This window comes from Gemmobacter megaterium (genome assembly GCF_900156815.1).
In the GTDB taxonomy this organism is placed as follows: Bacteria; Pseudomonadota; Alphaproteobacteria; order Rhodobacterales; family Rhodobacteraceae; genus Wagnerdoeblera; species Wagnerdoeblera megaterium.
In genome coordinates this window covers 188,932-213,545 of record NZ_FTOT01000006.1, presented here as the reverse complement: position 1 = coordinate 213,545, position 24,614 = coordinate 188,932, and the positions used below count along the sequence as shown (strand labels likewise).

General features: G+C 65.3%; 23 protein-coding genes and 1 tRNA gene. 13 read left to right on the top strand and 11 right to left on the bottom strand.

The window, feature by feature from the left end; genetic code table 11:
• Positions 1-211 precede the first annotated feature (211 nt).
• Positions 212-1,561 (top strand): MFS transporter, encoded by a 1,350-nt coding sequence (locus BW970_RS14810; protein WP_076532763.1) that lies wholly within the window; start codon positions 212-214, stop codon positions 1,559-1,561.
• A complete protein-coding gene (gene mepA / locus BW970_RS14805; protein WP_076532761.1) occupies positions 1,540-2,430 on the top strand; it encodes a penicillin-insensitive murein endopeptidase in 891 nt (296 codons plus the stop codon). The genes BW970_RS14810 and mepA overlap by 22 nt, the downstream gene beginning before the upstream one ends.
• 110 nt (positions 2,431-2,540) lie before the next feature.
• On the opposite strand, the gene BW970_RS14800 is transcribed toward mepA, so the two are convergent.
• The gene (locus tag BW970_RS14800; RefSeq protein ID WP_076532759.1) at positions 2,541-3,959 is read right to left on the bottom strand and encodes an amidohydrolase; all 1,419 of its coding nucleotides are present in this window, start codon (positions 3,957-3,959) and stop codon (positions 2,541-2,543) included.
• A 141-nt stretch (positions 3,960-4,100) separates the two neighbouring features.
• Here BW970_RS14800 and sseA point away from each other — a divergent pair, with 141 nt between their 5' ends.
• Together sseA and BW970_RS14790 are read left to right on the top strand one after the other, a co-directional pair.
• On the top strand, positions 4,101-4,952 hold the full coding sequence (gene sseA, locus BW970_RS14795) for a 3-mercaptopyruvate sulfurtransferase (protein WP_076532756.1): 852 nt from the start codon (positions 4,101-4,103) through the stop codon (positions 4,950-4,952).
• A 4-nt stretch (positions 4,953-4,956) separates the two neighbouring features.
• Positions 4,957-6,138, top strand: coding sequence for an amino acid aminotransferase (locus BW970_RS14790; RefSeq protein WP_076532754.1), 1,182 nt, complete (start codon positions 4,957-4,959; stop codon positions 6,136-6,138).
• A 76-nt stretch (positions 6,139-6,214) separates the two neighbouring features.
• Here BW970_RS14790 and smpB read toward each other — a convergent pair whose 3' ends face one another.
• A complete protein-coding gene (smpB, locus tag BW970_RS14785; protein ID WP_076532752.1) occupies positions 6,215-6,685 on the bottom strand; it encodes an SsrA-binding protein SmpB in 471 nt (156 codons plus the stop codon).
• 104 nt (positions 6,686-6,789) lie between these two features.
• Here smpB and BW970_RS14780 point away from each other — a divergent pair, with 104 nt between their 5' ends.
• Positions 6,790-7,971 carry a hypothetical protein gene (locus BW970_RS14780; protein ID WP_076532750.1) on the top strand — a complete coding sequence of 394 codons (1,182 nt, stop codon included), beginning with the start codon at positions 6,790-6,792 and terminating at the stop codon, positions 7,969-7,971.
• Here BW970_RS14780 and BW970_RS14775 read toward each other — a convergent pair whose 3' ends face one another.
• Positions 7,972-9,924: a lytic transglycosylase domain-containing protein gene (locus tag BW970_RS14775; protein ID WP_076532748.1), complete on the bottom strand. Its 1,953-nt coding sequence runs from the start codon at positions 9,922-9,924 to the stop codon at positions 7,972-7,974.
• A gap of 140 nt (positions 9,925-10,064) precedes the next feature.
• Here BW970_RS14775 and dapA point away from each other — a divergent pair, with 140 nt between their 5' ends.
• A complete protein-coding gene (dapA, locus tag BW970_RS14770) occupies positions 10,065-10,937 on the top strand; it encodes a 4-hydroxy-tetrahydrodipicolinate synthase (RefSeq protein ID WP_076532747.1) in 873 nt (290 codons plus the stop codon).
• A gap of 58 nt (positions 10,938-10,995) precedes the next feature.
• Here dapA and BW970_RS14765 read toward each other — a convergent pair whose 3' ends face one another.
• On the bottom strand, positions 10,996-11,610 hold the full coding sequence (locus BW970_RS14765) for an outer membrane protein (protein WP_076532745.1): 615 nt from the start codon (positions 11,608-11,610) through the stop codon (positions 10,996-10,998).
• A 283-nt stretch (positions 11,611-11,893) separates the two neighbouring features.
• Positions 11,894-12,679, bottom strand: a complete 786-nt coding sequence (gene truA / locus BW970_RS14760) for a tRNA pseudouridine(38-40) synthase TruA (protein ID WP_076532743.1) — start codon at positions 12,677-12,679, stop codon at positions 11,894-11,896.
• A gap of 154 nt (positions 12,680-12,833) precedes the next feature.
• Between truA and BW970_RS14755 the strand changes: the two genes are divergently transcribed.
• The gene (locus BW970_RS14755) at positions 12,834-14,282 is read left to right on the top strand and encodes a TrkH family potassium uptake protein (RefSeq protein ID WP_076532741.1); all 1,449 of its coding nucleotides are present in this window, start codon (positions 12,834-12,836) and stop codon (positions 14,280-14,282) included.
• A 28-nt stretch (positions 14,283-14,310) separates the two neighbouring features.
• Here the strand turns inward: BW970_RS14755 and BW970_RS14750 are convergent, their stop codons facing one another.
• Positions 14,311-15,132: an LOG family protein gene (locus tag BW970_RS14750; RefSeq protein ID WP_083701290.1), complete on the bottom strand. Its 822-nt coding sequence runs from the start codon at positions 15,130-15,132 to the stop codon at positions 14,311-14,313.
• Positions 15,133-15,290: 158 nt separating this feature from the next.
• On the opposite strand from BW970_RS14750, the gene dapD reads away from it, so the two are divergent.
• Entirely contained in the window at positions 15,291-16,127 is an 837-nt protein-coding gene (dapD, locus tag BW970_RS14745) for a 2,3,4,5-tetrahydropyridine-2,6-dicarboxylate N-succinyltransferase (RefSeq protein WP_076532737.1), read from the top strand.
• A 162-nt stretch (positions 16,128-16,289) separates the two neighbouring features.
• Here the strand turns inward: dapD and BW970_RS14740 are convergent, their stop codons facing one another.
• Positions 16,290-16,598 (bottom strand): hypothetical protein, encoded by a 309-nt coding sequence (locus tag BW970_RS14740; protein ID WP_076532735.1) that lies wholly within the window; start codon positions 16,596-16,598, stop codon positions 16,290-16,292.
• A gap of 274 nt (positions 16,599-16,872) precedes the next feature.
• On the opposite strand from BW970_RS14740, the gene BW970_RS14735 reads away from it, so the two are divergent.
• A tRNA-Arg gene (locus tag BW970_RS14735) sits at positions 16,873-16,949 on the top strand.
• A 125-nt stretch (positions 16,950-17,074) separates the two neighbouring features.
• Here BW970_RS14735 and BW970_RS14730 read toward each other — a convergent pair.
• The 3 genes from BW970_RS14730 to BW970_RS14720 form a co-directional block, all read right to left on the bottom strand.
• Positions 17,075-18,583 carry a heme biosynthesis protein HemY gene (locus BW970_RS14730; protein WP_076532733.1) on the bottom strand — a complete coding sequence of 503 codons (1,509 nt, stop codon included), beginning with the start codon at positions 18,581-18,583 and terminating at the stop codon, positions 17,075-17,077.
• Between the two features lie 10 nt (positions 18,584-18,593).
• Positions 18,594-19,823 (bottom strand): COG4223 family protein, encoded by a 1,230-nt coding sequence (locus tag BW970_RS14725; RefSeq protein WP_076532731.1) that lies wholly within the window; start codon positions 19,821-19,823, stop codon positions 18,594-18,596.
• Positions 19,824-19,885: 62 nt separating this feature from the next.
• Positions 19,886-20,608 (bottom strand): uroporphyrinogen-III synthase, encoded by a 723-nt coding sequence (locus tag BW970_RS14720; protein ID WP_076532729.1) that lies wholly within the window; start codon positions 20,606-20,608, stop codon positions 19,886-19,888.
• A gap of 52 nt (positions 20,609-20,660) precedes the next feature.
• Here BW970_RS14720 and tsaD point away from each other — a divergent pair, with 52 nt between their 5' ends.
• From tsaD to BW970_RS14705, 3 genes are all read left to right on the top strand, one after another.
• Positions 20,661-21,746: a tRNA (adenosine(37)-N6)-threonylcarbamoyltransferase complex transferase subunit TsaD gene (gene tsaD, locus BW970_RS14715; protein ID WP_076532727.1), complete on the top strand. Its 1,086-nt coding sequence runs from the start codon at positions 20,661-20,663 to the stop codon at positions 21,744-21,746.
• Between the two features lie 64 nt (positions 21,747-21,810).
• Positions 21,811-22,080, top strand: a complete 270-nt coding sequence (locus BW970_RS14710; protein WP_076532724.1) for a YciI family protein — start codon at positions 21,811-21,813, stop codon at positions 22,078-22,080.
• On the top strand, positions 22,080-22,508 hold the full coding sequence (locus tag BW970_RS14705) for an EVE domain-containing protein (protein ID WP_076532721.1): 429 nt from the start codon (positions 22,080-22,082) through the stop codon (positions 22,506-22,508). Before BW970_RS14710 ends, BW970_RS14705 begins: the two co-directional genes overlap by 1 nt.
• Here the strand turns inward: BW970_RS14705 and BW970_RS14700 are convergent.
• Positions 22,505-22,777: a hypothetical protein gene (locus BW970_RS14700; protein ID WP_076532718.1), complete on the bottom strand. Its 273-nt coding sequence runs from the start codon at positions 22,775-22,777 to the stop codon at positions 22,505-22,507. The two genes, BW970_RS14705 and BW970_RS14700, sit on opposite strands and share 4 nt — an antisense overlap.
• A 66-nt stretch (positions 22,778-22,843) precedes the next feature.
• Here BW970_RS14700 and BW970_RS14695 point away from each other — a divergent pair, with 66 nt between their 5' ends.
• Positions 22,844-24,613, top strand: a complete 1,770-nt coding sequence (locus BW970_RS14695) for an acetate/propionate family kinase (RefSeq protein WP_076532716.1) — start codon at positions 22,844-22,846, stop codon at positions 24,611-24,613.
• The last annotated feature ends 1 nt before the right edge of the window (position 24,614 follow it).

The window sequence follows — 24,614 nt, the reverse complement described above, 5'->3', positions numbered from 1 at the left end:
CCCTTCGGGGTCGGCTTTCGCGTACTTTCGGCAACCAGGCGATACGGCGGGTCACAGCATCGGCCGCCAGCGCGGGCGGCGGGATCGGCGTTGCATCGCCTGACGCTGCGGTGATCACCTGTGCCTGCCGGGAGCGACCGCCACGAAACCTTCGCTTGCCAAGCTACCTGCCGACCTGTTTGATCGGCCGCGAGCAGCGGCAGGGAACAACATGACCGAAGCACGGCGGCGAATCTGGGGATGGTGGTTCTTTGACTGGGCCAGCCAGCCCTACAATACACTGCTGCTAACCTTCATCTTCGGGCCCTATGTGGTCAAGATCATCGGCGATGGGGCCGACGCGCAGACCATCTGGGGCTATGGCGTCGGGGCTGCCGGGATTCTGATCGCCATCGTATCGCCGCTTCTGGGCGCGATTGCCGATCGCGCCGGGCGCCGTATGGCCTTCATCTGGCTGTTTTCGGTCATGTATGTCGTTGGCGCGGCGGGACTCTGGTGGTCGGCGCCCGACGATTTCAACGTCTGGTTCGTGATGGTGTCGTTCTGCATCGGCATGATCGGCATGGAATTCGCCACCACCTTTACCAACGCGATGATGCCCGACCTTGCCCCCCCCGAGGAATTGGGGCGCATTTCTGGCTCTGGCTGGGCCTTCGGCTATGCCGGAGGAGTGCTGGCATTGGCCATCATGCTGCTGTTCTTTGCAGAACAGACCACGGGCCGCACCATTATCGGGCTGTCGCCCCTGTTCGGGCTGGACCCAGAGGCACGGGAGGGCACCCGCTTTGTCGGCCCATTGACGGCGATCTGGTATGCCGTCTTCATGGTTCCCTTCTTTCTCTGGGTCCGGGAACCCCGGCGCCCCGGCATCGGCATTGCTGCCGCAGCCCGCCGCGCCTTTCCCGAGATGATGACAACGCTGCGAAACCTGCCCCGCCAGCGCAGCCTGTTTGCCTATCTGGCATCCTCGACCTTCTATCGTGACGCGCTGAACGGCATGTACACCTTTGGCGGCATATACGCGGCGGGCGTGCTGGGATGGGCTGTAACCGATGTTGGCATCTTCGGCATTCTCGCGGCCATCACCGGCGCCGTCTTTGCCTGGCTGGGCGGCAAGGCCGACAGCCGCTTTGGGCCAAAGCCGGTGATCCTGGCTTCGGTCGTCGTGCTGGCCCTGGTCTGTCTTGGCATCGTCTATGTCGGGCGCGAGTCGGTCTTCGGCCTCTCTGTTGGTCCTGACAGCCGCCTGCCCGACATCGCGTTCTATGTGCTGGGCTGCCTGATCGGTGCCGGGGGCGGCGTGCTGCAATCGGCCAGCCGGACCATGATGGTGCGCCAGGCCGACCCTGCCCGCATGACCGAAGCCTTCGGGCTCTATGCCCTGTCCGGCAAGGCAATGTCCTGGATCGCCCCGCTTTCCATCGCCGTCACCACCCAGATCACGGGCAGTCAGCAGCTTGGCATAGTTCCGCTCATCGTGCTTTTTGTCATCGGACTGGTTCTGCTAGTCTTCGTCAAACCTCATGGAGACAAAGACAGATGGTCCGACACCTCCTCGTGATTGCCGCGCTGCTGCTTGCCGCGCCTGCAATGGCCCAGACCAAGGCCAACCAGTTGTTCGGCGCGATGAAGACCGCGAGTCCTCATCAGCCGCAGGTCTTCGGCGCCTATGCAAAGGGCTGCGCGGCGGGTCTGGTACAGCTACCCGAAACCGGCCCCACCTGGCAGGCCATGCGCCTGTCGCGCAACCGCAACTGGGGGCACCCGGAAATGATCCGCTTCTTGCAGGATCTCTCGGCCGAAGCCGCGCGTCAGGGTTGGAGCGGGCTTTACATCGGCGACATCAGCCAACCGCGTGGCGGCCCGATGACCTCTGGCCATGCCAGCCACCAGATCGGACTCGATGCAGATATCTGGATGCGGCCCGCCGCCCGCCTGAACCTGTCGCGCGCCGAGCGGGAAAAGATCGGCTCCATCCCCGTCCGCAGCGCCGACCAGCGCAGCGTCACGAAACACTGGTCTGCCGCCCATCATGCCATCATGCGCGCCGCTGCCCTGGATGACCGGGTGGACCGCATCTTCGTCGCAGCCGCAGTCAAGATAGAGATGTGCAAGACAGCCAAACGCGCCGATACCCGCTGGCTACAAAAGATCCGGCCGATCTATGGCCATGACACGCATTTCCATGTCCGGCTGAAATGCCCGGCGGGCTCTCCGGGGTGTGAAACCCAGACGCCGACGGTGGCCCAACTGTCCAAGGGCGGCAATGGCTGCGACGACACCCTGATGTGGTGGGTCACCGACTACCTGAACCCGCCCAAGGCCGACCCAAAGAAGCCGAAGACACCCCAGCCGCGCCAGCGTGGCCCGCGCGACTACACCATGGCCGATCTGCCGGGCCAGTGCAGCACCGTGCTCGCCGCGCGCTGACGCCGCCATCCGCGCGCCTTCGTTCTGATGCAGCGATCCCGTGCGGGGGTTGCCCCCCGCACTGCCCTCGCCACAGGCGCCACGCCGGGGCGCGGCCCCGTTCGGTTGGCTCAGGGCCGGGGCACAAGTGGCGGGGCCAGATCGGGCGGCAGCGGGCAGGTGTAGGGCGTGACAGCCAGTCGGCGGGAATGTTCCGCCTTTGCCTCGGCCAACAGGCCGGCATCGGCCAGCAACTGCTGCGCCAGACGGCCCATCGCCTTGGCGGCATGGGTCATGCCCTTGTGCGCCATACCCGATTTGCCCTGCGCGGTCAGTTGCCAGCTATGGAAAGGGGTTCCGATGGCGCAGGTGGCCACCAGCACCTCGGTCGTCGGCACTTTCCAGGTCACATCGCCCACGTCGGTCGAGCCGATCATCACCTCGCCCCCCGGCCGCATCGGCACCACCCAGTCGCACAGCGCCACATCCATCCGCGGTTCCTGCCCCACACCGCGCCATTCACTGGCGATGTCGTTCTCCGACAGGGTGGCCCTGATCCGCTGGGCATAGGCGCGGTCTTCATCGTCAAACGGCACGCCGCCGATCTCGTCCAGCACCGCCTGCATGGCGCGGTCCAGCGTCAGGTTCTCCAGATGGTTCGACACGGCCGAGAACACCTTTGCCTCGACCTTTGTCTCGGTCATCAAGGCGGCGCCTTCAGCCACCTTCTTCACCCGTTCGACCAGTGACAGCATTTCCGCCAGCTTCAGCGCCCGGATGGAATAGCGAACCTTGGCGCGGGCCTGCACCACATTGGGCGCGGTTCCCCCGGTTTCCAGATAGGCATAGTGAATGCGCGCATCCTGCGGGGCATGTTCACGCAGATAGTTCACCCCCACCGACATCAGCTCCACCGCATCCAGCGCCGAGCGCCCCAGATGCGGGGTCGCTGCCGCATGGGCTGCCCGGCCGGTAAAGGTGAAATCCATCCGCGTATTGGCCAGCGCCAGAGGGTCGTCCACCCGCGTCATGCAACTGGGGTGCCAGGTGATCGCGGCATCCACATCGTCAAACGCCCCGTCCCGCACCATGAATGCCTTGGCCGCGCCGCCTTCCTCTGCCGGACAACCGTAGTAGCGCACGCGCCCAGGTGTTCCCGTCGCCTCCAGCCAGTCCTTGACGGCACAGGCGGCCAACAAGGCCGCCGACCCCAGCAGATTGTGCCCGCAACCGTGACCGTTGCCTCCTGCCTCGACCTCCTTGCGAAAGTCCAGCCCGGCCTCCTGGCTCAGGCCCGGCAGGGCGTCATATTCGCCCAGAATCGCGATCACCGGGCCGCCTTCACCCGCCTCGCCCATCACGGCGGTGGGAATGCCGGTCACATTTTCCGTCACGCGAAACCCCTTGGCCCGCAGCATGTCGGTGTGTTCCGCGCAGGATTTGAACTCGCCATACAACAGCTCGGGCGTGCCCCAGACACGGTCGGCAAGCCCGATCAGATCGTCTTTGTGCCGTTCGACAAGCGAGGGGATTTCGGACGTGTTCTGCATGATCTGCTCCGTTGGACACTGTTCTGCGCGGTCTGCGTTGCGAATGAAACGCGGTCTTGCAGGAATGTCCATGGCCCACCCGCACCGCTTGCCCTGCAGCGCCCCTGCCGCTAGGAAGGAACCATTGCAAGGGAGGCCGCTATGGCGAGTGACGACCCCCGGACGCTGGTGTCCACCGACTGGCTGGAAGCGCATCTGAAGGATCCCGACCTGCGGATCATTGATGCGTCGTGGTATCTGCCCGCGATGAACCGCGATGGCAAGGCCGAGTATGATGCCAGCCATATTCCGGGCGCGCGCTTCTTCGACATCGACGGTATCTCCGATACCCGCAGCCCACTGCCGCACATGGCCCCGCCTGCCGAGAAATTCATCAGCCGGATGCGCGCGATGGGCATCGGTGACGGCCATCAGGTGGTGGTCTACGACGGAATGGGCATCTTTTCCGCCCCGCGTGTCTGGTGGACCTTCAAGCTGATGGGCAAGACCGATGTCGCCGTGCTGGACGGCGGTTTCCCGAAATGGCAGGCCGAAGGCCGCCCGGTCGAGGATATGCCCCCGCTGATGCGGGACCGCCATATCACGGTGTCCCGTCAGGCTGGCCTGGTCAAGGACGTGACCCAGGTGGCCCAGGCCTCCAAGCTGGGCAGCCATTCCATCATCGACGCCCGCAGCCCCGGCCGCTTCGCCGGTTCCGAGCCTGAACCGCGCCCCGGCTTGCGCGCGGGCCACATTCCCGGCTCGCAGAACCTGCCATGGCAGAACCTGCTGACCGCCGGGAATACCCTGAAATCTCCCGACGCCCTACGCAGCGCCTTTGATGCTGCGGGCGTAGATCTCTCCCGGCCTGTGATCACAACCTGCGGGTCTGGTGTCTCAGCGGCAATCCTCAGCCTGGCACTGGAACGGATCGGGCAGCGGAACCATGCGCTCTATGACGGTTCCTGGGCCGAATGGGGCATGTACGACGACCTTCCGGTCGAAAAAGGCTGACATCATGCTGGAACGGCTGCTTCCCCAACCCGAAGACAAGATCATCCAGTTGATGGCATTGCTGAGGGATGACCCGCGCCCCGCCAAGATCGACCTTGGGGTCGGCGTGTACAAGGACGCCAGCGGCCACACCCCGGTGATGCGCGCCGTGCGCGAGGCAGGCAGGCGCCTGTGGGACAGCGAAACCACCAAGACCTATGTCGCGCTGGCCGGGGATCCCGGATTTCATGCGGCGATGGGTCGGCTGGTGCTTGGCGATGCCGTGCCCCCGGCGCGTCTGGCCGCCGCCGCCGCACCGGGCGGCACGGGCGCGCTGCGCATCGGATTTGACCTGATCCACAAGACCGCCCCCGGCGCGACGATCTGGATGTCGGACCCCACATGGCCCAACCATCCCGCACTGGCGTCGGATCTTGGCCTGAAAACGCGCGACTACCGCTATTTCGACAGTGCGACCGGCGATGTCGATTTCGACGGGATGCTCTCTGACATCGGATCGATTCCCGATGGCGACGTGCTGCTGCTGCACGGCTGCTGCCACAATCCCACCGGCGCCAACCTCACACCGGCGCAATGGGACAAGTTGGCCGATGTACTGGCCGCCCGCAAGCTGACGGTGTTGATCGACATTGCCTATCAAGGCTTTGGTGACGGGCTGGAAGAAGATGCCTACGGAACCCGCCTGCTTGCGAAACGCCTGCCGGAACTTCTGGTGGCCGCATCATGTTCCAAGAACTTCGGGGTTTACCGCGACCGCGTCGGCGTGTTGCTCGCCGTGATTCCCGAAGGCACCGAACACGCCACCGTGCAGGCCAATCTGGCCATGCTGAACCGACTGAACTATTCGTTCCCGCCCGATCACGGCGCAAGGCTGGTTCAGACGGTGCTGAACGATACCGACCTGATGGCCGGCTGGCAGGCAGAACTGGAAGACGTGCGTTTGTCTATGCTGGGCCTGCGCAAGCAACTCGCAGACGAATTGCGGCGCCTGACCAACTCTGACCGCTTCGATTTCGTGGCCCGCCACCGGGGCATGTTCTCGCGCCTTGGCCTGTCGCCGGATCAGGTCGCAAGACTTCGCACCGATCACGCGATCTACATGGTGGGTGACAGCCGCATCAACATTGCAGGGCTGAACGCAAACAGCGTGCCGATCTTGGCCCGCGCCATCGCCGCAGTGATCTGAAACCGCGCAGGCGGGGCCAGCCCCCGCCACATGCCCAAGCAGAGCGGTTCGCAAGGCCGCGCGGCAGGTGCCGCTGTCAGCCCTGTTTCAATAGCCGCTGCTTCTGGCGGTTCCAGTCGCGTTTGGCCTCTGTATCGCGCTTGTCCGCCGCCTTCTTGCCCTTGGCGATACCCAGGGCAAGTTTCACGATGCCACGATCATTGAAATACATCCGCAGCGGCACGATGGTCATGCCCTCGCGCCCGACCGCTTGCCACAGCCGCGCGAGTTCGCGCTTGGACACCAGCAATTTGCGGCGGCGACGTTCCTCATGCCCGAAGACGCCCGCTTGTTGCAGCGAGGCGATATGGGCGTTGATCAGCCACAGTTCCCCGCCTTCCACCGAGGCATAGCTTTCGGCAATATTGGATTGGCCTGTGCGCAGCGACTTCACCTCGGACCCGGTCAGCATGATGCCAGCCTCCAGATCGCTTTCGATGAAGTAATCGAAGCGGGCGCGGCGGTTCTCGGCGATCAGTTTGCTGTTCGGGTCGTGTTTCTTTTGCATGGTCGTCCCGAGATAGGCGAGCAGGGGCCGCGAGTCCAGTGGCCAGCTTGTGCCGGACGGGTGGGGATGCAACACTTGCACCGCAACAGGCAGGAGGTCGCCCCATGGCCGTGGTCGCAGATCTGGACATGCTGGTCAGCGAGGGTGTCCTGACGCCGTCGCAAGCCGCGACGATCCGCGCGCGATCGCGCGGGGCAATGATCGCTCTGGCGGTCAACGTGCTGCTGGCCGGCGGAGTTCTGGCGGCAGCCGCAGGATTCGTCGTCTTGTTGGCCGACACGATGTCGGTCGCGGGCGCAGGGCTGGGCTTTCTTGCTCTGGGCATCCTCGTGCTGACGCAAGCCACTGCGACCTGGCGGATGTTCGGACATGCTGCGGCCTTGATCGGCGCGGGAATGTTGATCGGCGGCGGCGTGATCGAATGTCTTGATCGGCTGACACCGGGGAACGCGGGCATCGTGCTTGTCATCGCAGGGGCCGCGCTGGGGATCGCCGCGTTTGCGGTGTTCAGGTGGCGTGTGTCCGGCCTGGCGTTCATCGCCGGATTTCTGGCGCTCGGGGGCGCCGCGCTGCATCTGGCCGGCCTTTACATGGTCGCCTATGTCCATGATATTCCCGGCATCCTGATCATGTTGGTCAGTCTCTATGCCGCCGCGCTGGTGGCTGCGCTGGGGTGGCAGTTGGATGTGCGGCTGGTCACGGCGCTGGCGATTGTGCCCTTTGCGCAGGTTCTGAGCACCTCGACCGCCTATTTCCATGCGGCCTATGTCTTCTATTCGCCCGAACCGACACTGAGCATCTTGCAGATGGCGGCGGCGCTTGCGTTGTGTCTCTGGATCATGGCGCAAAGGCCAGAGCGCGACGGCCGCCATGCGGGCATATTCGCCATGATGGCCTTTGTGGTCGGGAACCTGTGCTTTCTGGTCGGTTCGCTTTGGGGTGACACGGTGGGCGATACGTTCCTGCGCGACTGGCTAGAAGCCCGGCACCCAAACGACTGGGAGGCTGTCTGGGTCGGGCAGGAAATGTTCCGCGCCCGCGCCCTGAGCATTTCCGCCGGAGTTTTCTCCGTGATCTGGGCGGTGCTGCTGGTCGCCTGCGCGGTCTGGGCAGCGCATACGTTGCGGCGCGGCCTGTTCAATGCCGCCATCACCTTCGGCGCCATTCATGGCTATACACAGGCGTTCGAAAGCTTTGGCGATCAGCCCCTTGCGTGGATCTTCGGGGGGCTGGCGGCGATACCGCTGGCCTGGATGGTCTGGCGACTGAACCAGCAGTTCGGCTGATCACCCGCCCGTACCGCGCAACAGGGCCGTGACCGAAACCGCCTGGCCCGACGCCTGCCGCGCCCGATAGATCGCCACCCCTTCGACAACCCGCATGATGTAGGTGCGGGTTTCGGTAAAAGGCACCATTTCCACCCAATCCACCACATCGGTGGAGGGCTGGCGCGGATCGCCGAACTGGGTGATCCAGGCGCGGGGACGGCCGGGCCCCGCATTGTAGCCAGCCGCGCGCAACGCGATCGAGGGGCCGAACTCCTCGGCCAGATGCGCGAGATAGGCAGCGCCAAGGCTGGCATTGTAGGCCGGATCGGTCGTCAGCGCACCGGGCCGATGCGGCAAGCGCAACTTGTCGGCCATCAGCTTGGCAGTGCCGGGCATCAGTTGCATCAGGCCCAGCGCACCGGCCGGGGAAACCGCCTCGGGCAACAGTTCGCTTTCGCGCCGTGCAATGGCCAGGGCAAGCGGTCGGTCCACCGCCAGCCCATCAGGCAGCAGAGTGCGATCCGGATCGGGATAGTAGATCCCCGGCAGGATGATGCCACGCGCCGCCGCCTGTTTGCCGATCAGGACTGCCAGATGGGCATCGCCCTTTTCCAGCGCAAAGGCGCCCATGGCGGCCAGTTCCGCCTCGTCCTGAGTTTCGGCAAGATGCAACAGGAACCGGCGGGCCTGGGCCGCATCGCCTGCCTTGTAGAGCAAAAGCGCCGCCTCTGTGACCGAGGAATTCAGAAAGGCACCCTTGCGCCAGTCGGGCGGCGCCGGGGGTGTGGCAAGCGCCTGATCCAGCGGTTGGCCCAGCGCCTCGGCGGCCAGCAGGCCGTAATAGGCGGTCTGATGCCGGGCGGCGCGGGCATAGGCGGCACGTGCCTCATCCGCGCGCCCAAGGGCCGACAGCGCACGGGCCTGCCAGTAGTCCGAACGCGACACCGAAATGGGCGTGGAAACGATATCGCCCAGCGCCTGAAAATGGCCCAATGCCCTGGTGGGGTCGTTGTTGTGGCGAAGGGCGATGAAACCTGCGAGGAATTCCAGATCGGCGCGGTCGGCGCCCGACTGAAGATGATGGCTGGCGGCCACGCTCTCGGCCAGTTTCGGATTGTCTTGCCGCAACAGCGCACGCGCCAAGGTCGCCCGGCGACCTGCCCAGGCTTCGGGACGCCCCAAAAGGTCGGCCGACCGCGATCGTTCCATCAGGATCGCCGCGGCCCCCTCTGTCCGGCCCTTGCGGGCACGCCATTCAAAGCGGGCATGGGCCAGCCCGGCATCTCCCTCCAGCGACTTGGGCACAGCCGCGATCAGACGGTCAACGCCGTCGCGATCTTCGCGCAAGGCAAGGCGTGCCTCGGCCAGCTTGACCCAATCTTCGCCAACCAGCGCAAACATGCGCCGCGCTTCGGCATGGCGCCCTGCCCAAAGCAGCGCATCCAGACGGGCGCGATGCGCCTGAATATCCAGCCCTGCCCCGGCTTCGGCCAGCAAGACAACCTGTTCGGTTTCATCCAGCCGTACCGTCGGCCACATGCGCACCAACAGGGCGTTGGCACGGTCACCCTGTCCGGCCTCACGCAATGCGCGCACCAGTGCCATCAGGCCATCCGCCGTGGCAGGATCGCGATCACCGAACCACGCCAGAATACGGGCCAGCGTGGTGGATCGTGCGACGGCAACCTCGCCCCGGTTCTGAAGGTACGGCAATCCGGGCCAATCGGCACGGCGCTTGAGAAAGGCCTCGTAGTCGCCCAGAAACCCCTCTCCGGCTCTCAGCCGCTGCCATTCGACCAGATCGACGGCGACCGGCCCAAGCGGTTCAGCGGCGCTGGTTGCTGCGGCCCAATCCTTGCGACCGGCCAGATCCAGCGCCACGCGCAACGGGTCTGTCTGGGCCGCGGCAGGCGACAGGGTGACCATGACAGACAGGGCAAGAGCGGGGAGGAACGTGAGTGCGCGCATCATGGCCCCATTTGCCTCTGGAACATGGGCGCGCGCAACACACAAACCCGCCAGCCCCCCGCTTGGCAACGCGCCATAGCACGGCTAGGAAGGGCGCGTTCAACCAAGGGCGACTCGATGCCCCATTCGAAGGAGACGCGTCCATGATTAAAGGCTCCATGCCTGCGCTGGTGACGCCGTTCAAGAACGGCGAGCTGGATCTGGACACGCTCAAGAAGCTTGTCGAATGGCACATCGAACAAGGCTCGACCGGCCTTGTCCCCGTGGGCACCACAGGTGAAAGCCCGACGCTCAGCCATGAAGAGCACGAGACGGTCATCGAAACCGTGGTCAAGGCCGCGGCCGGCCGCGTGCCGGTGATTGCCGGTGCCGGATCGAACAGCACGACCGAGGGCATCCGCCTGATCCGCTTTGCCGAAAAGGCGGGGGCCGATGCGGCCCTGGTGGTGACGCCCTATTACAACAAACCGACCCAGGCGGGGCTGATCGCGCATTTCACCGCGATGCACGACGCCTGCGCTCTGCCGATCGTGATCTACAACATCCCGCCTCGCTCGGTCATCGACATGACCCCCGAGACCATGGGCAAACTGGCGCAACTGCCGCGCATCATCGGCGTCAAGGATGCGACCGGCAAACTGGAACGTGTCAGCCAGCAGCGCATCACCTGCGGCGCCGATTTCATCCAACTGTCAGGCGAGGATGCGACCGCGCTTGGTTTCAACGCCCATGGCGGGGTCGGCTGCATTTCGGTCACGGCAAACGTGGCACCGAAACTGTGCGCGGAATTCCAGCAGGCCACGCTGCGCGGCGACTACAAGGTGGCGCTGGGCTATCAGGACCGGCTGATGCCGCTTCACGAGGCGATTTTCATCGAGCCGGGTCTGGTCGGCGCGAAATACGCGCTGTCGGTTCTGGGCCTGTGCTCTGACGAAGTGCGCCTGCCGCTTGTCGGACTGACCGATGGCACCAAGGACAGGATCAAGGCCGCCATGCGCCACGCTGGCCTGATCTGACCTGTCGGTCGCATGACCCTGACAAGGAAATGGGGCGCCAGTGGCGCCCCATCCGATATCAGAACTTGAAGTTCACACCCAGCTTGACCTTCTGGGTCTCGACCTTGGAATTTCCAAAGGCCGCGACACGGCCAAAGTCCGTGTAGTTGTATTCGGCATAGCCGCTCCAGCGGTCGTTGAACTTGCGCTCGACGCCAAGGCCGACGGTGTAGCCATCAAGATTGGCATCGGCACCGCCCGACTGGCCATCGGCCCAGGTATACCCGGCCATGGCATAGGGCAGCCAGGGACCGGCATCATACCCCAGACGCCCGAACACAGTTGCCGCCTTGCCGACCGACGACGCGGCGCCCGCTGCGTTGTTGCCTTTGAGCTTGCCGAAGTCATACTCGGCACCCAGCCCCATCACGGTACGCCCGGCCTGCCAGTCGTAGCCACCGCGCAGCGCGCCGCTGGCCCCGTCGGGATCATCCAGAAAACCCGAGACCGGGTTCTTGCCCCAGTTCAGGTTGCCGCCGACATACCCACCCTGCCAGTTGCCGAAGCTCAGTTGAGGCGCGGGCTGGGCGACGGGGGCCAGCACCGGCTCGGGCGCGGGCGCCACCGGACCGCCTGCATAGGCGGCGGCGCCAGAGGCCGTCAGGACGGCAGCAGACAGAAGGAAGTTTTTCATCTCATCACCTGTAATTTCGCTCGTTGCGAGCGTTCATCTGCGGCCCGGTTGCCACGCGCGGGATCGACCCGAAGGACTCGCCCGCACAGTGCCGTGGCCGCGTCCGGCACAGCTAAACAACCCACAAGCCCATACAAGGGTTCCGCAGATCATGTAAAATTGATCAAGCATTCCAAGCGGATACCAGCGCACAAGATCAATATCGGGTGGCGGATCGCCGCTTGCGCGGCGCGCGGTGCCATCACGGTCGCGTGCGGGGCCTTGTTCTGGCGAGCGTGCCCTCTCAGGGGGCCGGGGCCGCCGGGAACGGTTCCTGCGGATAGCGGACGCCGGTCAGATACAGACCTTGTGGCGGGCAGACGGGCCCACAGGCGGCGCGATCTCTCGCCTGGAGTGCACGCCCGACATCGTCCGGGGCCCAGGCACCGGCGCCGACCCTCTCCAGCGTGCCGACGATGGATCGCACCTGATTGTGCAGGAAGCTGCGGGCCCGCAGATCAATGCGCAGTTCGGTCCCCATGGGAACCGCAACCTCGGTGATGCGGATCTCGTCCAGCGACTTCACCGGGCTTTTTGCCTGGCACATTGCCGCCCGGAACGTCGTGAAATCATGCAGCCCGATCAGATGTGCCGCCCCTGCCCGCATCGCACCGGCGTTCAGCGGATGCGACACCTGCCAGACCCGCCCCCGGTCATGCGTCGCGGGCGCCCGTCGGCACAGCAGGCGGAACCGATAGCGCCGCTCTAGCGCCGAGAACCGGGCGTGGAACTCTGCATCGACCAGTGCGACGGCAAGCACTGCGACCGGGGCGGGGCGCAGATGATGGTTCAGCGCCCCCTGCAAACGAAACGGATCCCAGTCTCGGGACAGATCGGCATGGGCAACCTGCCCGGTTGCGTGGACACCCGCATCTGTCCGCCCTGCTGCGGCCACGACCGGCAGCGCCGGATCCAACCGTGCGAGCGCAGCCTCCAGCAGACCCTGCACCGAGACCTGCCCGTCAGCCTGACGCTGCCAGCCACAGAACGGCCCCCCGTCATATTCCACCAGAAAGGCATAGCGCGGCATCAGATCTACCCCCCTTTCAGGCAGTTGCAGGTGGCACGCGGTCCTTTTGCCCGAACCGGCACCGGGCGCCCCAAGGCCGTTGGTCTAGCCTGCCGCCCCTGTCTGCGGCAAGGCCCCGCTTGACAGCCTGCGCCACTGACGCCAAGCCTGCGACATGCTCGACCTGCGCCCTGTTGGATATGTCATCGGACTGCTGACCGCCACCCTGGGGGTGCTCATGCTGTTTCCGCTGGCGCTGGATCTGGCTGCTGGCGATGGCAACTGGCGGTCCTTTGCGGAATCCGCAGCCATCACCTTTGTCTGCGGGGTTCTGCTGGCGCTGGCCTGTGCCAACGGCACCGGCAGCGGATTGAACCTGCGGCAGTCCTTCGTGCTGACCACAGGCGTCTGGATCGTCTTGCCCGCCTTCGGTTCGCTTCCATTGATGCTGGGCGCTCCAGGTGTCGGGCTGACGGATGCGCTGTTCGAATCCATGTCCGGCCTGACCACGACCGGAACCACCGTTCTGACAGGGCTGGACAGCCTGCCGCCCGGCACGAACCTTTGGCGTGCCATGTTGCAATGGCTTGGGGGGCTTGGCATCGTCGTGGTCGCCCTGATCTTTTTGCCTGTGATGAAGGTCGGCGGGATGCAGTTCTTCCGCGCCGAAGGCTTTGACACGTTGGGCAAGGTCCTGCCGCGCGCGCTGGATATTTCAGCCGCGCTTGTGCAGATCTACGTTCTCATGACGCTGGCCTGTGCGGCGGCTTTCTGGGCGCTGGGAATGAACGGATACGAGGCCGTGATTCACGCGCTTTCGGCGGTGTCTACCGGGGGGTTTTCCAACCGCGACACGTCGTTCACAGAATTCTCGCAGCCGCTGCACTATGTTGCCGGGATTTTCATGATCCTTGCCACCTTGCCCTTCATCCGCTTCATCCAGCTGATGCAGGGCCATGCTCGGCCGATGTGGCAAGACGGACAGGTCCGGGCCTATCTGCGCTGGACGGGCTATGCCATCGGCGCCATCATCGCCTGGCGCGTTCTGGCCGGTCAAGACACCCTGCCCGGCGCTCTGCACGATACCGTATTCAACGTGATCTCGATCTTCAGCGGCACGGGCTATAGCAGTGGTGACGTGCTGGTCTGGGGGCATCTGCCCTTTGTCATCCTGCTGATCGTCGGCTTTATCGGGGGATGCACCTCATCCACCGGATGCTCGGTCAAGGTGTTTCGCTATCTGGTGATGTTCCAGGCCATCGGAACCCAGATCCGGCGCATCCTGATGCCCTATTCGGTGCAGCCTGTACGGCTGGACGGGCGCACGGTCGATGACGATGTGATCAACTCCGTCATCGTGTTCTTTACCATGTTTGTCCTCAGCTTCGGCTTGCTGGCGGTTGCGCTGTCCATGGCCGGGCTGCCGCCCCGCACCGCGCTGACCGCGGCATGGACCTCGATCGCAGATATTGGCCCGGTCTATGGGCCGATGGTTGGCCCGACCGGGGCCGTCGACGGCTTTCCCACCAGCGCCAAGTGGCTGATGATCGGCGGGATGCTGGTGGGGCGGCTGGAACTGATGTCGGTCTATGTGTTGCTGACAGTACGCTTCTGGGCGCGGTAATCCAGCGGCGCAGACGGGAACGGTCCTCTCAGCAGTCCGACTTCCAGTTGTCGATCTCTGCAATGGCCTCCTCGGCGGTCTCGACGTATCGGAACAGATCCAGATCCTCGGGGCTGATCGTTCCCGCCTCGGCCAATGCCTGCCAATTCACCACCTTGTCCCAGAAGGGCCTGCCGAACAGCAGGAACGGCACCCGCTTCATCCGTCCCGTCTGGATCAGGGTCAGTGACTCGAACATCTCGTCCAGCGTTCCAAAGCCGCCAGGAAACACACAGACCGCCTTGGCCCGCATCAGGAAATGCATCTTGCGGATGGCGAAATAATGGAAGTTGAAGCACAGATCCGGTGTCACGAATTCGTTCGGCGCCTGTTCATGCGGCAAGACGATATTCAGACCGATGGACTGGCCCCCCGCCTCATGCGCGCCGCGATTTCCCGCCTCCATCACGCCGGGGCCGCCGCCTGTGGCAATGACATTCTCGCGCCCATAGCTTGTCATGCTGCGTTCGGTCATCAGGCGCGCAAAACGGCGGGCTTCCTCGTAATAGCTGGACAATTCGGCCAGCGCGGGGGTGCGGGCGGTCTCTGCCCGGTCAGGCGCAGGAATGCGCGCGCCACCGAACAGCACGATGGTGCTTTGGATCCCGCGTTCGTCCATGACGATCTGCGGCTTGAGCAATTCCAGTTGCAAGCGGACGGGGCGCAACTCCTCGCGCGTCATGAAATCGGGGTCGGTGAACGCCAGACGATAGGCGGGCGCACGAGTCTGGGGTGTGTCGGGCACACCGGCGGCGGCCTCGATGTCCTGAACACTGTCGCGGAAGGGGTGGCTGCGGCTGTCGTCGGTCATGGAGTCACTCTCTTGCATGGGTCTTTACAGGTGGCACATCCGGGCGTCGGTTTCCATGGTCAGCAGGCCCACGCGGCGATTGCACCGCGACCGCCCACGTCCTATAGCCTGACCCGACCCTTAAGCGACACTGACCCTTCAGCGACACGAGGCCCCCCATGTCCAACGCCGTCACCAACGCAGCCCTCGAAGCCGCCATCGAGGCCGCCTGGGACGCACGCGACGCAATCACCCCCGCGACCCAGGGGGAAACGCGCGAGGCAATCGAAGATACGCTCTCCGCCCTCGATGCCGGGACATTGCGGGTGGCGGAAAAGCGCGGCGCCGACTGGCATGTGAACCAATGGGCGAAAAAGGCGGTTCTTCTGGGCTTTCGCCTGAAGGACATGGAGATGCAGCAGGGCGGCCCGCAGGGCAGCGGCTGGTGGGACAAGGTGGACAGCAAATTCGCCGGTTGGGGTGAAAACCAATGGCGCGCGGCCGGCTTTCGCGCCGTGCCGAACTGTGTCGTCCGCCGGTCGGCCTATATCGCGCCGGGTGTCGTACTGATGCCGTCGTTCGTGAATCTCGGCGCCTATGTGGATTCGGGCACCATGGTGGATACCTGGGCCACGGTCGGGTCTTGCGCCCAGATCGGCAAGAACGTCCATCTTTCCGGCGGTGTCGGTATTGGCGGCGTTCTGGAGCCGATGCAGGCCGGCCCGACCATCATCGAGGACAACTGCTTTATCGGGGCGCGGTCCGAAGTGGTCGAAGGTTGCATCGTGCGCGAAGGCTCGGTCCTTGGCATGGGTGTCTTCATCGGCAAATCCACCAAGATCGTCGACCGTGAAACCGGCGAGGTCATGTATGGCGAGGTTCCGGCGGGTTCGGTTGTCGTCTCGGGGTCGCTGCCGTCCAAGAACGGTGTGAACCTGTATTGCGCCGTGATCGTGAAGCGCGTCGATGCGCAAACCCGGTCGAAAACCTCGATCAACGAGCTTCTGCGCGACTAAGCCCGCACCGGGGCCATGGCGCGGCCGCTCGGGCCGCGCACCGGCCACTGCCTGCGCACTGGCCCGGATCGGCAAAAGTCTGTGGGAGTTTCGCGGCACGCCTGCGAAACCCTCTGCTGGATCGTGCAAGCCGGGCGTCAAGGCGATCCGGCATTGTCCGGGTCAGGCAGACCGATCCTGCACATTGTCGATCACAAGGCGCAGCCGTTGCGATGTCCGGGCAATCTTTGACCGTTGACGGGTGTTCTGCAAGCCATCCATGAGCGCCCTGACCGCCGGCGTGTCGCAGGACGGATGATCAAGCGCACCCACGGCCTGTGTCAGCGCCCCGGCAATTTCAGGCGTGACAGAAGCGAACGCCCGACCAAGCATCAGAAACGCCAGTTCCGCCCCTTCCAGCTCCAGCCGCACCGCACGCATTTCGGCCTCTAGGCGCTCGATGGTCTCCGATGGGGTTCTGTGCTTGTGCATGGGACTCACTCGTTTTCAGACTTTGCCGTGATAGCCCGCAAATGCGGCAACAAGCGGGCAGAACGGGGCCATGTTGCGGCCATTTGCGCCCGACCGGATCAGCGGTCAAACGGACAACCACCTGCTGTCGCAGGAGATCCAGGCGGTGCTGTCATGGCGCACAATTGTCCGGCACGGGCTGGACCAACCCCGCAAAAGGGCACACGCGCCTGCCTGACTTTTCCCGGCTCTGGTCAGTTGCGAAGCGTATTGCGAACAGGTATCAAGGCCAGACGGCCCCGTAGCTCAGCTGGATAGAGCAGCCGCCTTCTAAGCGGCTGGCCGGGGGTTCGAGTCCTCCCGGGGTCGCCAATTCCGCCTTGCCTGCGCACACATCCGGGCTGATGTCACGGCCCGAGCATTCCCGACTGCCCAAGATGAAAGCCTGCCGTTCGGGCAGGCCATCAGCCGTCAGCCGTCAGCCGCAACGGCATGGCCTAGAACGCACCCTTGCGCGCAAGCTCGTCAGGGGTGACGGGTGGGGCGGGTTCCGAAAGGTCTGCGCCAGTAACCTCCGGCTCCAGCACTTCGGCATCCGGCACCTCGACCATCTCTGGCCCTGCGGCTTCGGGGCGGCCGACGATCAGTGGCAGCATCTCTGTCTGAGTCGGGCTGGGGCCAGAGGTTTCCGGCGGCTCGGCCCAGGCAAGAGTATCGAACCCCGCGCAATTTTCGCATATAGGCGCCCAGGCGGTGTGGATCGCATGGCAAGTCTGGCACACCCATTGCGGCCCGCGCGGCGCAGTCAGGGCCCGGGCCAGCCAACCACGGACCACGGCATCATCAGCCCCCGACCCGCGTTCGATGGCCGCCATGATAGCCAGCGCCCGCGTCGTCGGATGATCAACCGCGATGCTGCCCAAGGCGCGGCGCGCGGCCGGAAAATCCTCGGCCGCAATGTTCAACTCTGCCATCAGCAACCGGGTTTCCTCGTGATCCGGCTTGATGTCGGTCAGCGCATGAAAGCGACGGACGCGGTCGGACGCGGTCTCCTCGGGAACGATCTCGGCAAAGGCCGCTGCCAGATCGGGATGCGGCTGCGCCTCCCACGCCTTGCGCAGCACACGGGCGGCGGCTTTGCCATTGCCTTGCGCGATATAGCTTCGTGCGGCCATTGCCGCAGCGGGAATCAGGTCCGGGCTGGCCTTGTTGGCCGCAATCGCGGCTTCGCGCGCCTCCACGCTGGAGGCGTCATCCAGCAGAACCCGCGCCTCTTGCAGTGCCAGCACGGCATCACGACGGCGCCAGACATCCTTGGGCAGCCCACCCGATTTCAGCTTGGAGCCAAGCGTCAGCCGCGCCCCATGCCAATCCTTGCCGCCGGTCTGCAACTGAAGCAGGATATCCTGCGTTTCGCCGTGCTTTGGCTTTAGCGCCAGCGCCTTTTCGGCCAGCTTCATGGCCGTTTCGGTATCGCCCTGCTCCAACTTCAGCTTCATCAGGCCGCGGACGCCCACAAACCGGCTACGATCATCTGCCAAGAGTTCGCGGTATGCCGCCTCGGCCGTGACACGATCCCCAGAGGCCTGTGCGGCCTCGGCCTTGATCAGCGTGGTCAGCTCTGGCTTGGCCAGAAGCTTTTCCGCCTTGGCGGCACGGGCAGCCGCGACCCGATGCTCGCCAGACGCCAACGCCATGAGCGCCTCGGACAGCGCCGCATAGCCCCGGCGTTCGCGGTTCCGGTCGAAATGACGCGACAGCGCCGTCTCGTCCCCGGTGAGAAAACGCAGGATGGCAATCGTCAGACCTGCAATCCGCATCAACAGCCAGATCGCCACTACCAGCAGGATGGCAGCGATGGCCGCCTGCAACGGGCCCAGCGTGACCTCCCATCCCAGCATGGAGATACGGATGCCACCGCCGGTTTCAGACAGCAGGGCCGCCCCCCAGGTCAGCACCGCGACCAGCGCGAAGAACAGCAGGGCCTTTGCAAGGGACCAGAGCATCAGACGCCTCCTAGTTCGCGTTGAGTTCAGCAGCGAGAGTTGCCAGCGCGGCACCGGCCTGCGCCCGCGCATCGGCCTGCATCCGCCAGTCCGCCATAGACACTGCGGCCTCGGACGGCAGGGTGTCCAGCTCGGCAAGGGTCGCCGCCAGATCCGCCTTGGAAAGCGCAGCTTCGGCGCGCGACAGGATGGCATCGGGCTCATCGCCATCGCGCGGGGTCACAGATCGCATTCCCGTCTGGGCCTTGAGAAACGACCCAAGCCGCTGCGTCAACGGCGCATCAGCATCGGGGACATGTGCGGCGGCAAGCGCAGCACGGGCCGCATCGGGAAAGTCGGCCTGCAACCGCGCCATTGTCGGAACGCCTTGGGCGTGCGTGGCCAGGGCGGCAGGCACATCGACACCTGCCAGGGCAAGATCGCCGAGCGCCGCATCAAAGGCCCCCCCGGCATCCAACGCCGCCTGGATCCGCAGCACGGCCCCGCGCGCAACCGCAGAACGCGCCGTCGCCTCGGCATCGGCGCGCAAGGCTGCGGTGCGTGCCTCTGCTGCCTCACGTTCGGCTTGGGCTGCGGCCCGCAACGCCTCCAGCTCCTGGCTGGCTTCGCGCGGCACGGCGGCAAGCTCGTTGCGCAAATCGGCCACTTCGGCTTTCAGCGCGTCCAGTTCGGGACCGGGGACACCAATGGATTGTTTCAGGTTTTCCAGCTCGATACGCAGCGCCTCGATGCCATCCTGCGGATCGGCGAGCCCTGCCAGCCGGGCCTCCAGCGTCGCAAGTCGTTCGGCAAGTTCGCTATCCGGGGCAAGTTCCGACAGCTTGCGATCCTGTGCCGTCAATCTGGCGTCAAATTCCGACAGTTGGCGCCCCGTTGCCTCGAGCGGCCAGCCGTTGGGCACGACCTGCGCCAGCGCAAAGCCAAAGAAGGCGGCCACAACGCCGCCAAGCACCAGAAGCAGGGGGTTTCCGCTGCGTGCCGGAGGCACGTCCTCCGGGGGGCGGGGGGCTGGGGGCTGTTCGGTTTCGGGCGTCGGCTCGCTGTCGGGCACATCCTGCTGGGGCCCCCCGGCGTGCAGGTCGGGCGGATCGGCGGGCGGCGCAACATCCGGTTCCGGCAGGGCGGTTGCCGGATGGTCTGCCCCCGTTTCGGTCGAAACAGACTCCGTCGGCAGGGCAGGTGCATCGTCACCTGCGGCAAGCTCTGGCGTTTCTTCGGACTTTTTCCTGCGGCCAGCCATGCCAATCTCCTTCCGGTTCACAGATACCCCACCTGTCTAACGTAACGATCCGCCGCCGGGGTTCAAGCGGTGGCACCCGCAGCCAACAGTCGCAGCAGGCCGGCCAACATCCCCGGTGCATCCGGGGTCGGCGCAATCTCTACGCGCGCGGGGCGCAAAGGTTCCGCCGCATCTGCTGCCACCTTGCTGATTGCAACAACATTCACAGGCGCCAAGGCTTTCTGCGCTTCTGCCACGAACAGCCGGGCGCTGCGCGGTGAAAAAAGCGGCACGATGACCGGGATCCGACCATCCAGAACCGACCGGGCCTGTTCGCTCAGGGAACACGGCTCCTGTGCATAGACGATGGCCTCTGCGATCTGCATTCCTGCGGCGCGCAAAGGCGAAACCAGATCCGCCGCCGCATCGCGCGCCCGTGCGTGAAGCCAAGCCCCCTGACGCGGCGCGACAGACAGCGCGGCCACCAGCCGCGCGGCATCGCCGCCCAGAACCTCACCCTGCCACCCGGCTGCGGTGGCCGCCTCGGCGGTCCGTGGACCAACACAAAGCGCCGGGCCCCGCCGGGCCGTCAGGCGCCGCAAACCCTCGACTCCGGTCTCCGATGTGAAGATCGTTCCTTGCCAATCGTCCTCGGGCAGCGCCGCAGGCAGAAAAACCGGCGCCATCAACGGCGAGATGACGATGGCCAGCCGGTCGCCAAGCTTCGCCCGGACCAGCCCGGCAAACCGCGATGCGGCCGGCTCGGGCCGCGTCAGCAGCAGGATCGGGCGGGATTGTGCGACCATGGGTCCGGTGTTACCTGCAACGACAACCCCCGGCAACGGGGCGGAGGGGCGAATGGCGCAGACACTGACATTTCTGGGGTTGGAGAGCAGCTGCGACGATACAGCCGCCGCCGTCGTGCGCCACGCGCCCGGTCAGCCCCCGGAGATCCTGTCGAACATCGTGATCGGGCAGGAATCGCTGCACGCGGCCTTTGGGGGGGTCGTGCCGGAAATCGCCGCCCGCGCCCATGCGGAACGAATCGATCTGTGCGTGGAACAGGCGCTGCACACGGCCGGACTGGCGCTTGCGGAACTCGACGGTATCGCTGTGACGGCGGGGCCGGGGCTGATTGGCGGCGTGCTGGCCGCCGTGATGTGCGCCAAGGGATTGGCCGCCGCCACCGGCTTGCCGCTGGTCGGGGTGAACCATCTTGCCGGGCACGCGCTGACCCCCCGGCTGACCGACGGCGTTGACTACCCCTACCTCATGCTGCTGGTCTCTGGGGGGCATTGCCAGTTCCTGCGGGTCGAAGGGCCGGAAAGCTATACGCGCCTTGGCGGGACCATCGACGACGCGCCCGGCGAAGCCTTTGACAAGACCGCCAAATTGCTGGCCCTTTCACAGCCCGGCGGCCCGGCTGTCGAACAAGAGGCCGCGCAGGGGGATGTGCGGCGCTTCACCTTTCCGCGCCCGCTTCTGGACCGCGCCGGATGCGACATGTCCTTTTCCGGCCTGAAAACGGCGCTGCTGCGGGCCCGCGACGGCGTGATCGCGGAAAAGGCAGGTCTGACGTTGCAGGACCGGCGCGATCTGTGTGCCGGTTTCCAGGCCGCCGTCAGCGACGTTCTGGCCGAGAAATCCCGTCGGGCGCTGGACGCGAGTCCCGGCATGACGGCCTTTGCCGTCGCCGGGGGCGTCGCCGCGAATGCCACGATCCGCGCCCGGCTGACCGAGATCGCCCGACAGGCAGGCGTGCCGTTTCTGGCACCGCCGTTGCGGCTGTGCACCGACAACGCCGCAATGATCGCCTGGGCCGGTCTCGAACGGTTCCGTGTGGGCCATCGCGACGGGCTGGACCTGTCCGCCCGCCCCCGCTGGCCGCTGGACCAGCGCGCGGCGCCGATGCTGGGCGCCGGAAAGAAGGGCGCCAAGGCGTGACCCAGGCGCAATATCCCCAGTGCCATGACGCAGTTTCGATGACCCATCCCCCAAGGAGGAATGAATGCTGTTCGCCCTGACCTGTCTCGACAAACCCGGTGCCCTGCAAATCCGGCTCGACAACCGCGCTGCCCATCTGGACTTTCTGAATGCCTCGGGCAAGGTGGTTTTTGCCGGGCCGTTCATCGAGGCCGACACACCCGTCGGATCCCTGGTGGTGATCGAGGCCGCCGACCGGACCGAGGCCGAGGCATTTGCCACCGCCGACCCTTATGCCAAGGCGGGGCTGTTTCATGACGTCACGATCCGCGAATGGCGCAAGGTCATCGGCTGATGCGCTACTGGCTGATGAAATCAGAGCCCGACGTCTTCAGTTGGGATGATCTGGTCGCCACCGGCGAAACGGGCGAGGAATGGAACGGCGTGCGCAACTATCAGGCGCGCAACAACATGCGCGCGATGGAACTGGGCGACCGGGTCTTCTACTACCATTCCAATATCGGGCTGGAGATCGTGGGCATTGCCGAGGTCTGCGCCCTGTCGCACCCCGACAGCACGCGGGGCGCCGATGAACGGTGGGATTGCGTGGACATCCGCGCGGTCCGGCCAATGCCGCAGCCTGTCAGCCTCAAGACCGTCAAGGCGACCCCTGAATTGGCGGACATGTCGCTTGTCACCTCGATGCGACTTTCGGTGCAGCCGGTGACACCCGAGGAATGGGCCATCGTTTGCCGGATGGGCGGACTGCAAGAGACCGCCTAAAGCCGCCGGGCGCCGATGACGGCGCCCGCGACCACACCGGCCAATGCACCCAGCGGCGTCCAGAAAAACGCCAGCCCCATGGCATAGGCACCCTCGGCCTGGCTGATCGAAAAGACTTCGGCGGCCACAAGCCCCAGCGTGAATACCGCTGCGGCCCCTCCCGCCAGACCAAGAACCCCGCCCAGCACCGCACCACCAACCGACATGTTGCCCCCCGACGCCTTGACCGTCACTGTGCCACATGCCGATTGCAGCACAAAGCGCCACATGCGACGGCCAGCCGTCTTTCCCCTGTGACCGCCACAGGGCATGTTGTCTGAAAGTGGAGAGGTACCATGCGCATTCTGGTGTTCAACGCAGGCAGTTCGAGCCTGAAGTTCGGCCTATACGACATTGCCGGAACCGAGACCCTGCGGGTCAAGGGCGGGTTTGACCGTTTTCACGATGGTTCGTGCGACCTGAAGCTGACAGTGGACGGGGCGCATCACAGGCTGCGCGCGCCACATGGCGATCTGGCGGCGGCGATCGCTGCCGTACCGGGGATTCTGGCGGCGCAGGGCATCGACGGGATCAACGCCATCGGTCATCGCATAGCGCATGGCGGGGCGCTGTTCGACAAACCTGCCGTGCTGGACACATCGACACTCGCGCGTGTCGAACAGTTGACCCCGCTTGCGCCGCTGCACAATCCGGCCAATCTGGCAGGCGTGGCGTTGGCGCGACAGGTCTGGCCCGACCTGCCGCAGGTTGGCGTGTTCGACACATCGTTCCACCTGTCGGCGCCCGAGTTTTCCACCACATATGCCGTGCCCCAAGCCTGGCGTGATGCGGGCCTGAGACGGTTCGGCTTTCATGGCACCTCGCATAAATATGTGGGATTGCGCGCGGCCGAGGTCATTGGCCAACCGCTGGACCGGCTACAGATCGTATCCTGCCATCTTGGCAACGGCGCATCGGTCTGCGCGATCAACCGGGGCCGCAGCATGGACAGTTCCATGGGCCTCACGCCGCTGGAGGGGCTGGTGATGGGCACGCGGTCCGGCGACGTGGACCCCGGCGCCTTCGGCTTTCTGTCACGGCGGCTGGGACTGACCATCGAAGAGATCGAATCCGCGCTTTACACCGACTCCGGTCTCAAGGCGCTGACCGGAAGTCCCGATATGCGCGATGCCGAAGATCGCGCGGCGCAGGGCGATACGGCGGCGCAACTGGCCATCGAGATTTACGCCTATCGCGCCCGCAAGTATATCGGCGCCTATGCGGCGGCCATGGGCGGGATCGACGCGCTGGTGTTCACCGGCGGCATTGGCGAAAACTCCGCCTCGATGCGGCGGCGCATCTGTGACGGGCTGGAATTCATGGGCGTGACGCTGGACATCGACCGCAACCAGCGTGTGGACCTCGCCGACCGTGCAGCACCCGAGTTGCAAAGCTGGGGCAGCCGCGTGCGCGTGATCGTGACGGAAACGCAGGAACAGTTGCAGATCGCCCGCGAGACCGCCACTGCGCTGGCCGTCATGCGCCCTGCCCGGCTGGTGCTGCCCGTGGCGGTGTCCGCCCGCCATGTTCATCTGTGCCAGGAACATGTCGAGGCCCTGTTCGGACCCGGCGCGACGCTGACACCAGAGTTCCCCTTGCGGCAGCCAGGCAATTTCGCGGCGCATCAGAAGGTGACGATAGAGGGCCCCAAAGGCGCATTGCACCAGGTGCGGATTCTGGGGCCGACCCGCAGCCGCACCCAGATCGAGGTTTCCCGCACGGATACGTTTGCGCTGGGTGTCGAGGCGCCGGTTCGGCTGTCGGGCGATCTGGACGCAACGCCGAAGATCCGGCTGAAAGGCCCCGCAGGCAGCATAGAGACGGACGGCCTGATCATTGCCGCGCGCCACATTCACATGCATCCCGACGATGCCGAACGCTGGGGCGTTGCAGACCGCGAAGAGGTCGAGGTGCGCGTGACTGGAACCGGGCGGGGCATGACCTTTTCGGGTGTGATCGTGCGCGTGCAGCCGACCGCCTTCACCGAGATGCACATCGACACGGATGAGGCGAATGCCGCCGGAATCTCGGGCGGTGCCGAGGGTGCCTTGATCACGGCGGACTAAC